Source organism: Actinomycetota bacterium (genome assembly GCA_030776725.1).
Classification (GTDB): Bacteria; Actinomycetota; Nitriliruptoria; order Nitriliruptorales; family JAHWKO01; genus JAHWKW01.
Genome location: JALYHG010000224.1, coordinates 1 through 12,542 on the forward strand (window position 1 = coordinate 1; position 12,542 = coordinate 12,542).

At 71.1% G+C, this 12,542-nt stretch carries 10 protein-coding genes and 1 tRNA gene; 6 read left to right on the forward strand and 5 right to left on the reverse strand.

Features of this window, described 5'->3' with window-relative positions; translation table 11 throughout:
- Positions 1-330: hypothetical protein (locus tag M3N57_10750; GenBank protein ID MDP9023146.1), on the reverse strand; the 330-nt coding region annotated here is incomplete at its 3' end.
- Here M3N57_10750 and M3N57_10755 point away from each other — a divergent pair.
- From M3N57_10755 to M3N57_10775, 5 genes are all read left to right on the forward strand, one after another.
- The gene (locus M3N57_10755; GenBank protein ID MDP9023147.1) at positions 313-798 is read left to right on the forward strand and encodes a hypothetical protein; all 486 of its coding nucleotides are present in this window, start codon (positions 313-315) and stop codon (positions 796-798) included. The genes M3N57_10750 and M3N57_10755 overlap by 18 nt on opposite strands.
- A gap of 111 nt (positions 799-909) precedes the next feature.
- Positions 910-2,889: a HEAT repeat domain-containing protein gene (locus M3N57_10760; protein ID MDP9023148.1), complete on the forward strand. Its 1,980-nt coding sequence runs from the start codon at positions 910-912 to the stop codon at positions 2,887-2,889.
- Positions 2,886-4,403 (forward strand): HD-GYP domain-containing protein, encoded by a 1,518-nt coding sequence (locus tag M3N57_10765; protein MDP9023149.1) that lies wholly within the window; start codon positions 2,886-2,888, stop codon positions 4,401-4,403. The genes M3N57_10760 and M3N57_10765 overlap by 4 nt, the downstream gene beginning before the upstream one ends.
- A 75-nt stretch (positions 4,404-4,478) precedes the next feature.
- Positions 4,479-5,819 (forward strand): UDP-glucose/GDP-mannose dehydrogenase family protein, encoded by a 1,341-nt coding sequence (locus M3N57_10770; GenBank protein ID MDP9023150.1) that lies wholly within the window; start codon positions 4,479-4,481, stop codon positions 5,817-5,819.
- Entirely contained in the window at positions 5,816-6,754 is a 939-nt protein-coding gene (locus tag M3N57_10775) for an SDR family oxidoreductase (protein ID MDP9023151.1), read from the forward strand. Before M3N57_10770 ends, M3N57_10775 begins: the two co-directional genes overlap by 4 nt.
- 226 nt (positions 6,755-6,980) lie before the next feature.
- On the opposite strand, the gene lhgO is transcribed toward M3N57_10775, so the two are convergent.
- The 4 genes from lhgO to M3N57_10795 all read right to left on the reverse strand — a co-directional run bounded on the left by lhgO (position 6,981) and on the right by M3N57_10795 (position 12,138).
- Positions 6,981-8,198 carry an L-2-hydroxyglutarate oxidase gene (lhgO, locus tag M3N57_10780; GenBank protein ID MDP9023152.1) on the reverse strand — a complete coding sequence of 406 codons (1,218 nt, stop codon included), beginning with the start codon at positions 8,196-8,198 and terminating at the stop codon, positions 6,981-6,983.
- Positions 8,199-8,449: 251 nt separating this feature from the next.
- Positions 8,450-8,527, reverse strand: a tRNA-Pro gene (locus M3N57_10785).
- Positions 8,528-8,595: 68 nt separating this feature from the next.
- Complete coding sequence (locus M3N57_10790; protein MDP9023153.1) at positions 8,596-9,510, reverse strand: metallophosphoesterase; 915 nt, start codon at positions 9,508-9,510, stop codon at positions 8,596-8,598.
- The gene (locus M3N57_10795; protein MDP9023154.1) at positions 9,511-12,138 is read right to left on the reverse strand and encodes a transglycosylase domain-containing protein; all 2,628 of its coding nucleotides are present in this window, start codon (positions 12,136-12,138) and stop codon (positions 9,511-9,513) included.
- Positions 12,139-12,345: 207 nt separating this feature from the next.
- Between M3N57_10795 and M3N57_10800 the strand changes: the two genes are divergently transcribed.
- Positions 12,346-12,542, forward strand: a 197-nt coding sequence (locus M3N57_10800) for a WhiB family transcriptional regulator (GenBank protein MDP9023155.1), incomplete at its 3' end; no start/stop codon positions are given.

A 12,542-nucleotide genomic window follows, 5' to 3' on the forward strand; every position in this document is an offset into this window, starting at 1 on the left:
GCCGATGGCGGCCCGGACGGCGCGCCCGAGCGTGCGTCGGACGGCGCGCCCGTCGCGACGCCGCAGCACGAGCGCAACCGTGCCGCCGACCGTGAGGCCGACCGCGCCCCGGACCATCAACCCGACCGCACCCCCGAACACGGACCGGACCGTGACCGCGGCCGCGCCCAGCATGGCGAGCAGATCCCAGGCGCTGCACGACCGGCCCCCGGTGCACAGCCCGTCGATCGGCCGCAGCCCGCAGAGCCACAACCCCCGGAGCCCCCGGACCGTGCGGGACCGACCCAGCCGGCGGAGCCCACCGACCGCGTCGTGGCCCCAGCTGGTCACGCATCGGCGCAGGAACGCCGTCGGAGCATCGCGGCGATCGCGCCGTACTTCGTCACAGCTCCACCAGCGGTCTCCGACGACGACCCGACCGGCGAGCTCCCCCGGGTGCGCGGCCCGCAAGGCCGGCCCCCGGCGTCTGGGGTGACGACCGAGTCCACCACCGCATCCCCCGCCCGATCCGTCGGCGACGACACCGGCCACGACACCAGCGACGGCTCGACGCGCCGGACCGTCGACGACACCGTCGACGACGCCGGTCACGACGCCGGTCACGACACCGGCCACGACATCAGCCGGGCCGGCGACGAGCGCGCCGCCGGGGACACGACCGAGGATCGGTGGGGGGCGATCTCCGCCGAGCCGGCGTCGAGCACCCCCGGTGAGCCGGAACCGTCGCTGCGGCTGGCGGCCGCACTCGACGCCCTGGTCCACGAGGTCTGGGGCGACGACGACCCCCGGGCGCTGTAGCGCCCGACCGGGGCTGCCGCCGCCCCGCTGGCACACCGCGACCCCGCGGTCGATACTGTCCGAGCCCGCGGCTGCGGTGAAGGCCGGGCGACGACGGCGACGGGGCAGAGGGTGCCCGACGAGGACGACCACGGGCCACACGTGCCCGCTCACGGTGATCCGGACGTGGCCGCACTGCTGCGGCAACTCTCGCTGGGCCTGGCCAGCTACCGGCTCTACCCCGACGATATGGAGCAACCGACGTTCGTGGCCGCCGTGCAGCGCATCGGTGTGGCTGCCGAGCGCGCGCTGCGTCGCGGTCCCGTCGCGGTCCAGATCCACGGTGAGCAGCTCCTGGGCGTCGACGGCGTCGACCACGAGACGGCTGCGCGGCTGGCGGCGTCCCTGTTCGCACGCCGTGCCGAGGAACTGGAGATCCGGGCCGTCCCCGATCGTGACGACCTGGCGACGCTGTACCGCACGCTGACCCAACCACCGGACGAGGTCGCCGCTGCGGGGGGTGTGGGGTGGGCGCTGTGGCGTGCCGGGGTGACCTCGATCGTCGTCCGCGGAGCGGAACCCGATCCCGCTGAGGACGACGGTGGCCTCACTCCCGCCCAGAGGGCGCTGTGGAACCGGCTCCGCGACCCGACAGGGTTTGCTGCCAGCCTCCTGGTCGGCGGGATCACCGGCCGCCCCGCCGACGACGCCGAAGCGTTGTACCTGCGCTTCCGCGCCATCATCCAGAACCTCCCACCGTGGCTCGCCGACGCGCCCGATCCCTACATCCGGCTGCATGACGTCGTCCGCCAGCTGCCGGCCGGTGTCCGACGCACGTTCGTGGGGTTGCTGATGGGGCGCGTCGCCACCGACCGGTTGGCGCAGGGGTTCTTGGGGACGATGACGAGTGCCGAGGTCGCCAGGGTCCTGGCCGAGCTCGGGGTAGACGGCCCCGACCCCCTCGACCTGGCGCACCGGCTCGTCGAGTGCGGTGTGCACGAGGCGGAGGTCGTTGACCTCGTCGTCGCCGCCCAGGCTGGTGCCGAGGACGCCGGGACGCTGGTCTCCGCGGCTGTGGGTGATGCCGCCGAGCCGGTCGCCCAGACCGTCTCGGACCTCCTGGCGCACGGCGCCGCGGCGCAGGTCGACGCGGATCTGCAGGCGATCTGCGACGGCTTCCCCGCATCGACCGAGGATCACCGCGCCGTGGCGCTCGATGCCGTGCGCGACTACCTGAAGGCGGAGCGCGACCACGACCGCCTGGATCTCGTCCTGGGGTCTTGGTCGGTCACGGTGGGTGACGAGATCCGTCGCGGCGACGTCCGCGCCGTCGAGCAGCTGGTGGCGGTCACCGCCGACGTGCGCCGCACCAACCCGCACCTGGCCGCGGTGGTCGAGCAGCACCGCGGCCAGGTCCTCGACGACCACCTCGTCGCCGATCTCGTCGAGCGGGCCCGCGAGCAGGGCCCTCACGTCGTGGCGCCGCTCGTCGAACCCTTGGGCGCGGCCGCGATCCGCCGGCTGTTCGATGTGCTCGCCGAAGAACCGGACCAGGGCACGCGCGGACAACTCGTCGCGCTCCTGGCGGCGGTCGCCGGTGACAACGGCGCCGCGGGACCCGCTCGGATCGAGGCGGTCGAGGAGCGACTGAGCGACGACCGCTGGTACGTGGCACGCAACGCCGTGACCGTCCTGGCCCGGCTCGGCGGGTCCGGGATCGTCCCGAGCGTCGTCAAGGTGGCCGACCACCCGGAGCCGGCCGTCCGCCGCGAGGTGGTCCGCGCGCTCGGGCTCGCGGGTGGCGACACGGCCGTCAGCCAGCTGCGGCGGCTCGCCGCCGACCCGGTCCCCGATGTGCGCGCCGCGGCGATCCAGGCGCTGGCGGGCCAGCCCGGACGGGCGGCAGCGGCTGCGCTCGGCGATGTGGTCCGCGGCGGGCGTGACCTCGCCGATCGTCAACGGGCGCTGGTCGAGCTGTCGCGTCACCCCGGTGACGCTGGGCGCGCCACGCTGAAGTCACTGGCGGCGCGCAGGGCAGGACTGCCTTGGCGGCTGCGCCGGCGCGCCGCGGCTCTGCTGAAGCAACGCCGACCGCGTCGGGGAGGGCGGTGAGACCGCCAGAGCCGTCGCCACAGGCCCTGCAGGCCGCACGGGACTGCCTGCACGCCCTGTCCTCCACCCGCCAGACCTACCACCTGTACGACCCCGGCCACCCGAACCGACGCGAGGCCACGCGCGTCCTGCTCGAGCAGGTCCACGAGCTCCAGCGCCGCCTGGGCGCCGACCCGGTCCTGTTCGTCACCCGCCACAGCTTCTACCTGGGGGCGACGCTGCTCCCGCACGAGTCCCTACGGCTGTTCCGCCTGTTGGAGGCCTTCGAACGTGCCGGGGTGGTGTCGGTCGAGCTGCACGCAGGCGCGGACGCCGACGGGCTCGACGGGTTGGTGCGGATCCTGACCGAGGAGCTGCCCACCACCAGCGAGCTCGTCGGGATCACGCTAAACCGGCTGCAACCGCAGGTCAACCTCAGCGAAGACGAGGATCTCACCGAGCTGCGACGCGGGTACGCCCTGGGGCTGGCGCTGCTGCGTGAGAGCGCCGCCCGGGCGGCTGCAGGTCGCCCGATCGACCTGCAGGAGGCAACCGAGGTCGTCGAACAGCTGGCGATCCAGGTGGTCCGCGACCCGTCGCAGGCGCTGCTGCTCGCCGGTGTCCGTTCCTACCACGAGTACACCTACCACCACATGGTCAACGTGTGCCTGCTGACGATCGCGCTGGGGCACGCAGTCGGGCTGCGACGCGATCAAGTCGTGGTGCTGGGCATCGGAGCGCTCCTGCACGACGTCGGGAAGCTGAACGTCCCCCAGGATGTCCTCGACCACGTGGGTCCACTGTCGGAGGAACAGTGGCGGATCGTGCAACGCCACCCCATCGTCGGCGCCGGCCTGGTTTTCGGGACCCGCGATGGGCTGTACCACCCGGCCGCGCCGGCTGTGCTCGAGCACCACGCCGCCTACGACCTGTCCGGCTACCCGGAGTTGACGGGGCGGCCCCTGCCGTGCCTGCCGGCTCGAGTGATCGCGGTCGCCGACTGCTTCGACGCGGTCACCAGCAAGCGTTCGTACCGCAAGCCCGAGGAACGTCGCCAGGCGCTCCAGATCCTGGCGTCCGCGGCCGGGACGACCTTCGACCCGCAAGTCGTCAGGGTCTTCCTCCGCCTGCTGGGCCTCTTCCCGGTCGGGTCGCTCGTGCAGCTCCGGACCGGCGAGATCGCCCTGGTGGTGGCCACCGGCGAGGACATGCTCGCCGCCCCCACCGTGCGTCTCGTCCTCGATCCCAGCGGCAACCCCTGTGAACCGCGTCAGCTGGACCTGTCGGTCGAGGGAGCCCCGGCTGTGGTCCGCTCCGTTCCTCCCGACGATCTCGACCTCGACCTGGTCCAGCTGCTGATCACCGGGCGGGTCCAGCCGGCCGACCCCGCACACGCCGGCGGGTTGGTGCACGAACCGTCACCGGGGGAGCCCCCACCGCCCGGCTACGTCGACACGCACCGTGACGCGCACGGCCACCAGTCGATCGACGGGGCGCCGGACCCGGATGTCGCTGCGCCGTGGCGCGAGCCGTAGCGGATCTGCCCAACGTGCGCGCCCAGGAGGCGTCCCGGGTACCGTTGCCGCCGCGTCCGAACGGTGGGGATCGCCTTGCGTATCGCAGTGATCGGAGTTGGCCACGTCGGGCTCGTGACCGCGGCGTGTCTCGCGCGCTGGGGACACCAGGTCACCGGGATGGACGACGATCCCGACAAGATCGCGACGCTGCGCTCGGGCGGTGTCCCGTTCCACGAACCGGGACTGGCCGAGCTCGTCACCGAGGGTCGGACGCAAGGCCGGTTGCGCTTCACCGACGACGTGGACGACGCGCTGGCGGACGTGGCGGTGGCGTTCGTCTGCGTGGGGACGCCGTCGCTGCCCGGCGGCGCCCCGAACCTGAACTTCGTCGAGCGCGCGGGCCAGGCTGCGGCGAACCACGCCGACGACGACCTGGTCCTGGTCGAGAAGTCGACGGTCCCGGCCAACACCGGGATACGGCTGACGCAGGTGATCCGCCGCGAGCAGGCACGCAACGGCAACGCCGTCTCGATCGATGTGGCATCTAACCCCGAGTTCTTGCGCGAAGGTCAGGCTGTCCACGACACCCTCCACCCCGACCGGGTGGTGGTCGGCACCGACTCCGAGCGTGCTGCCACGGCCCTGCGCGAGGTCTACGACCCGCTGCTCGAGCGCCATGACTGTCCGTACCTGGAGACCGACCTGGTCACCGCCGAGCTGATCAAGCACGCGTCGAACGCGTTCCTGGCCACACGCATCTCGTTCGTCAACGCGATCGCGCGCATCTGCGACTTGGTGGGTGCCGACGTGGAGGTCGTCGCCGAAGGGATGGGCTACGACCACCGCATCGGCGCGCACTTCCTGCGAGCGGGGCTCGGGTACGGCGGGTCGTGTTTCCCCAAGGACGTGGACGCCTTCATCCACCTGTCGCGCAGCCTCGGGTACGACTTCCGCCTGCTGGAGGAGGTCCGTCGCGTCAACAACGAGATGCGTGAACACGTCTTCGAGACGCTCCGCGCCGAGCTGTGGCACCTGGAGGGCAAGATCGTGACGTTGCTGGGAGCGGCGTTCAAGCCGGGCACCGATGATCTGCGCAACGCCCCGGCTCTTTGGCTGGCGGAGCAACTGCTGGCCGATGGCTCACAGGTCCGGGTGTACGACCCGGTCGCGCTGGAGCACGTCAAGGCCCGACTACCCGATGTCGAGTGCGTCGACGACCCGTTGGCCGCATGCCGCGACGCCCATGCTGCCGTGGTATGCACCGAGTGGGACGAGATCGCTGCGCTCCGCGGTGAGCAACTCGCCGCGGTGCTGGGCTACCCGATCGTGATCGACGGACGCAATGTCTTCGACCCCCACGCGATGCGCGCCGCCGGGCTGCAGTACCACGGGATCGGCCGTCCCACCGCGGAGCCGACGCCGGAGCCCGCGTGAGCCGCGTCGTGGTCACCGGCGCCACCGGGTTCCTCGGGTCGCACCTGTGCCGGGCGCTGATCGGCCGCGGTGACGAGGTCGTCGCCATCGACAACCTCTCCACCGGCGCGCTGGAGAACCTCGCCGACCTCTACGGTCACGACCGCTTCGTGTTCGTGAAGCACGACGTGTCCGAGTACGTCTGGGTGCCCGGCCCGGTCGATGCGATCCTGCACTTCGCCAGCCCGGCGTCGCCCAAGGATTACCTCGAGATGCCGATCCAGACCTTGAAGGTCGGCAGCCTCGGGACTCACAAGACGCTGGGTCTGGCCAAGGAGAAACACGCGCGGTACCTGCTGGCCTCGACCAGCGAGGTGTACGGCGACCCACAGCTCAGTCCCCAGCCCGAGTCGTACTGGGGGCACGTCAATCCGGTGGGACCCCGGGGCGTGTACGACGAGGCCAAGCGTTTCGCCGAGGCCATGGCGATGGCCTACCACCGCTACCACGGCGTCGACGTGCGGATCGCCCGCATCTTCAACACGTACGGTCCGTCGATGCGCCCCGACGACGGACGCGTCATCTCGAACTTCCTGGTCCAAGCTCTGCAGGGCAAGCCTCTCACCGTGTACGGCGACGGGACACAGACCCGCAGCTTCTGCTACGTCGACGACCAGGTTCGCGCCTTGCTCGCGCTGCTCGACTCGGACTACGTCGGTCCGGTCAACATCGGCAACCCGTCGGAGTTCACGGTGCGCGAGCTGGCCGACATCGTCCTGGAGGTGACCGGTTCCCGCTCGGAGATCACCTACGAACCGCTCCCGCAGGACGACCCCACCCAGCGGAGACCGGACATCACGCTGGCACGACAGGTGCTGGGCTGGACGCCGAAGATCGATCTACGGGAGGGTCTCCGCCGGACCGCCGGGTGGTTCGCGGAGTGCCTACGCGAGTGAGCGACTCTCGGTCGCGGTTCGACCGGTATCCGTCCTGGGTGCCGCCCGAGCGGTCGCGGCTTGTCTCGATGCGCTGCGTGACCCAGTCGGCTTGGAGGAGGCGTCTGTGTCACGGTAGCGCCCCGGAGCAGCGTGGCGGTCGTCGCGGAGAGCCGGCGGGTGGCATGTGGGAGGCGAGGGCTCAGGGCAGGCTGCCGGGGCGCTGCCGCCGTCCCCGCGCCCGAGATCACGCTGTCAGCTGATCCCTCAGCGCGCGAGCGGCGATGGCGTCACCGATCGCGAGTGAGGCCGTGGCCGCCGGGCTGGGAGCGTTTCGGACGTGAACGAAGGGACCGTGGGACTCGATCGCGAAATCGTCAACCAGCGACCCGTCGCTGGCAACCGCCTGTGCCCGGATGCCGCAATCGCCATCCTCGACGTCCTCGTCGCGCAGCTCGGGAACGAAGCGCTGGGCCTCTCGGATGAAGCTGCGGTGGACGCGATCACGCCAGAGCTCGCGGACGCCCGACACAACGTGGCGGGACGCCAGCCTCCAGAAACCCACGTACCCGAACGTCTCCCGTACATCGCACCAGCGGAACCGGTCGTCACGTCCGTAGCCCTCGCGGTGCAGCGCCAGTACCGCGTTGGGTCCCAACAGCACCTCGCCGTCGATGCGCGGGGTGAAGTGCACGCCCAGGAACGGCAACCGCGGGTCCGGCACCGGGTAGATGTTGCCCCGGACCAGCGCACGCGCTGATGGTCGCAGCCGCAGGTAGCGACCCCGGAACGGCACGATCCGAAGGTCACGTGAACCGCCGGTCGATGCAGCCAGGCGGTCCGAGTGGAGGCCCGCACAGGTCACGACGGCTCTAGCCGCGATGACACCCTGGCGGGTGAGCAGCTCTCCGGCACCGTCACGACCGGTACGCAGATCGATCACCTCATGTTCGACGAGTACGTCCCCACCGCGGCGCTCGACCTCGCGGGCCAGCGCCAGCGCGACCTGCCGGAAGTCGGTGATCGCGGTCGAAGGCGAGTGCAATGCGGCAACGCCCTCGACGTGGGGCTCGATCTGGAGAAGTTCGTCGCGGTCAATCTTGCGTAACCCCTCCACGCCGTTGGCCACTGCCCGGTCATGGAGGCCACGGAGCCGGGGCACCTCCTCCGGCCGCGTGGCGACCACCACCTTGCCCACCCGTTCGTACGGGATGTCGTGCGCTTGCGCGAACCGTTCGAGCCGGCGCCGTCCCGCCAGGGCCAGGCGGGCCTTCATGGTGCCAGGGGCGTAGTAGATGCCGGCGTGGACGACACCGGAGTTGCGCCCTGTCTGGTGGGAGGCCAGTTCGGCTTCCTTCTCGACGACAACGATCCGCGTTGCTGGTGCGCGACGGGCGATGGAGTACGCGGTCGCCAGTCCGACGATCCCGCCGCCCACGATCGCGACGTCGTAACGGGATCCCACAGGTGTCGTCTCCCCCGGGTCGGCACGGATGCGCGGCGCCGGTGTCAGTAGCGGTGGTCCTGGCGTTGTCGGGGCTGGCGACAGGACCGCCGAGGTGTCCGGCCTGCTCCTGAGTGAGTCCGGCCAGCTGCGCGCCGCCCCTGTTCAGGCGTGCAGTCGGGCGGTGTTCTCATCGAGCCAGTCGGGGACGATGCACACCTCGGCTTTGTGGGCTTCGTGGCTGGCCCAGGTAGGCCTCACAGCAAGCCCAGTGGTCGGGATGGCCGGATTCGAACCGGCGACCTCCACGTCCCGAACGTGGCGCGCTAACCAAGCTGCGCTACATCCCGAAGGCTGTTCAGCCGTGCCCGGCGAGGATACCGCGGTCACGCGGCGGCGCACTCGGCCGCGGCAGGGCTCAACGGTGCAGCTCGAGGACGCTGACCTCCGGACGGCACCCGAACCGGAACGGGGCGTAGCGCGACTGGCCGACTCCCGCGGTGACGTGCAACCAGGCGTTGCGACCCTCGGGGCCGGGCCAACGTGACGTGCCGCGGGCCTGGTGGTTGGGCAGGTCGCAGTTGGTCACCACCGCCCCGATCCCCGGGACGCGGACCTGGCCGCCGTGGGTGTGGCCGGCCAGGATCACCGCGTACCCGGCGCTCGTGAGCAGGTCCAGCGCGCTGGTGTACGGGGCGTGGACGATCCCGAGCCTGGCGACCGCCTCCGGGTCGCGGGCCGCGATCGTCGTCCGCGGCGGGAGCCGCGACGACGGCAGGTGAGGGTCGAGCAGCCCGACGACCTCGACCGGACCGGCCGCGGTGGTGATCGTGGCGCGTTCGTCGACCAGCGTCGTCCACCCGGTGGTGTGCAGCCCGTCGCGGAGCGCGTCGGTGTTCAACCGCGCACCGAACTCACGGCGGTCGGGGTGGGTCAGGTACGACAGGGGGTTCTTGGGCACCGGGCCGTACAGGTCGTTGGCGCCGAGCACCGCGACACCCGGCACGCCGCCTTCCGTCAGGGGCGCCAGCGCCGCCACGGTGGCGTGTTCGGCGCCGGGCGCGCCGACCAGGTCGCCGGCGGCCACCACCAGGTCGATGTCGGACGCGTCGAGCCCGGCGAGGAACATCTGCAACGGCAGGTCCGGGGGCGACAGGTGCAGGTCGGCGACGAGCAGCAGGCGCAGCGGCCGCTGCGCGTGGGACGTGAGCGCCCCGTCGAGGTCGTCGCGTCGAACCCGGTACCAGCGCCGCTCAACCAGCGTGGCGTACCCAGCGCAGGCCGCACCGATCGATGCGACCGTCGTAGCGGCCGTGCTCAAGCCGAGCCGCACTCAGTCGTCCTCGCGGTCGCCGCTGTTGCCCCGCCCTGGGTGGCCGCCACCGGATCCGTCACCCTGGCCGGCGTCGTTCCTGCCAGCCTGGCCCGGTGGGGTGCGCGGCTGGGGCGCTGCGTCGCCCGCTCTGGGCGCCTGGTAGCGACCCACGCCGATCACCACCTGGCTCCCTGGCTCGAGCTCGGTGCCGGGCGGCGGGCTCTGCTCGACGACGACAGCGTGCTTGGTCTCGTCGGCGACGTCCTGCTCGAGCACCCGCACCGTGAACCCGGCGTTCTCGAGCATCGCGGTGGCTTCGAACCGACCCATCCCCACGACATCGGGGACGGTGGGCAGCGGTGGTTGCCCGGTCCCGTCCGAGACCTCCACCTGCACGATGCTGCCGACCCAGGCGTCGCTCCCGCCCGACGGGTTCTGAGAGACCACCTGCCCCGCAGGCTGCCAGTGCGTGACGACCGTGGCCCTGGGCTTGAAGCCCTTCATGTCGAGCGTGGCGACGGCGCTGTCCCGGTTCATACCCACCACGTTGGGGACCGTGGCCGTGGGGATGGGCGGAGGGGCGCGGAAGTCGACGACCGGGACGTCGGCGAGGGCAGCCTTCATGTAGTCGCCCCACATCTTGGCCGGGATGGACCCGCCGGTCACCCGCCGGTAGGTCGTGCCTGCCGCCTCCACGTTGAACAGTGATCCGCACTGGGTCGCCATCCCCGGCAGGCACTCCGGGAACTCGTACCCGACCCACGCTGCGGTGGCGTACTGGGGCACGTACCCCATGAACCACGCGTCGCGCCAGTCCTGGTTGGTCCCGGTCTTGCCCGCCACCGGCCGGCCCAGCACATCGCGGATGAACGGGGCGGTCCCCCCGGGGCTGGGCGGGGCCTGGAGGAGGTCGGTGACCCGGTCGGCGATCCCCCGGTCGATCACGGGCTGGCAGTTGGGGCTGTGCTGGTAGATCAGGTTCCCGGCGCGGTCCTCGACCCGGGCGACGATGAACGGGGGGCAGTGCTGGCCGCGGTTGGCCAGCGTCGCGTACGCCGACGCAATCTCCAGCGGGTACACGTTCACCGCGCCCAGTCCGATCGAGCACATCACCTCGGTGAAGCTGTCAAGGTTGGGCGAGTTCTTGATGCCGAGCAGCTTGGCGGTCTCCACCACGTTCTCGACGCCGACGTCGCGCGTGAGCTTGGCGTGGTAGACGTTGTTCGACCGCTTGGTCGCCTCGTACATGTTCATGTAGCCCGAGCCGCTGTCGGCGTAGTTACGCACCTCGTAGGGCACACCGGCCTGCTTCAGGCAGCCCCGGATGACCTGCCCGGAGCTGACCTCGGTCGAGTAGCCGGGCGTGAAGCCCTCGCGCAGAGCGGCGACGTGGACCACCGGCTTGAACGATGACCCGGGCTGGCGGCTGGACCCACCCGACCCCGGCACGGCCGGGATCACCTTGGTGAACTCGCAGATGCGCTGGCCTTCGCGGCACTCGCCGAACCGCTTGGGGCCGACCGCCATCACCGCGACCGCGCCGGTCGGAGGTTGCACGGTGACGATCGAGGCCAGCGGGTCGGTGACCGGGTCATCGAGGTAGCGGGCGATCGTGACCTCGGCCATGTCCTGGCGGGCGCGGTCGAGCGTGGTGTGGATCACCAGACCGCCCTCGAACACCCGCCGCCGCCGCTCGTCCTTGTCGGCTCCCAGCGCTGCCTGCAACTCCGGTTGCAGGTCGTTGGACGGGTCGTACAGCACGCGTTTGACCCACTCGACCCAGAACGGGCGGGTCGGTCCCGCGTCGGGGGAGACGTTGAGTCCCAGTGGATCGGTCCTGGCGAGCTTGGCCTCGGCGTCGGTGATGAAGCCGTGCGCCACCATCTGCCCGATCACGATGTTGCGGCGGGCCAACGCCCGGTCGGGGTTGGTGGTCGGGTTGTTGTGCTCCGGGGCGCGGATCAGGCCGGCCAGCAGCGCGGCTTCGGAGGGGCTCAGCTGGCTCACGTGCTTGGAGAAGTAGTGGTCGGCGGCGGTCCCGATCCCGTACACCCCCGACCCGAAGTAGACGGTGTTGAGGTAGCGCTCGAGGATCTCCTCCTTGGGCATGCGCTGCTCGAGGTCGACCGCCCACACCGCTTCGGTGAGCTTCCGGGCGAAGGTCTGCTCCCGCCCGATCCCGATGTTGGGGATGTTGCGGACCAGCTGCTGGGTGATGGTCGACGCGCCCTGCTGGATCGTGCCCGACTCGATGTTGGCCAGCGCAGCGCGGACGATGGCCTTGTGGTTGACGCCGTTGTGACTCCAGAAGTCGGCGTCCTCGGTGGCCAGCACCGCGTTCTGCACGACCGGGGGCACCTCGGCCAGCTTGACGGGGACCCGGTTCTGCTCGTCGTGGAGCTCGGCGAGCTCCGTGCCGTCGGCAGCCAGCATCACCGAGTTGGTCGGAGGTTGATCGAAGTCGTCCGGGAGAGGGGGCACGTCCAGGACGGTTTTGCCGACCTGGTCCACGGCGCGGTCGACGGCGATCGCGGTCGGCAGGAAGAACGCACCGATCAGCATCGCGCCCACAACGACGACCGCAGCGATCAACCCGACGCGTGCAGCGATCTCGGCTTCGGTCGTCAGAGCGTCGGTGGTGGCCACGGATCTCCTGGTGGGGTAGCGCGAGAGCCTTCGCGAGCGACCTGCCAGTCTACGCACGCGCTCCAACGCTGGTTGCCGCGGCCGGGAGCGCACGAGGTCCGATCCGGATCGTTCCGCCCTCGATCACCTCGGGCGGGCCGCATCGCGACGATAGGTGTACTTTCGGCCACGGTCCGTTATCATATGCGTGCCGGGGGGAGGGACGCGGTGGCCAGCACACAGTGGATGGTTCGAGCCCGCTGCCGGGACATCGATCCTGAGGTGTTCTTCGTCCGTGGCGCCAAACAGAGCCGTCGGGCGCTGCGGATCTGCGAGCGGTGTTGCGTGCGCCAGGAGTGCCTGTCGTACGCGATCGGTCACGAGATCGAGTTCGGCGTGTGGGGCGGGTTGACCGAGAGGCAGCG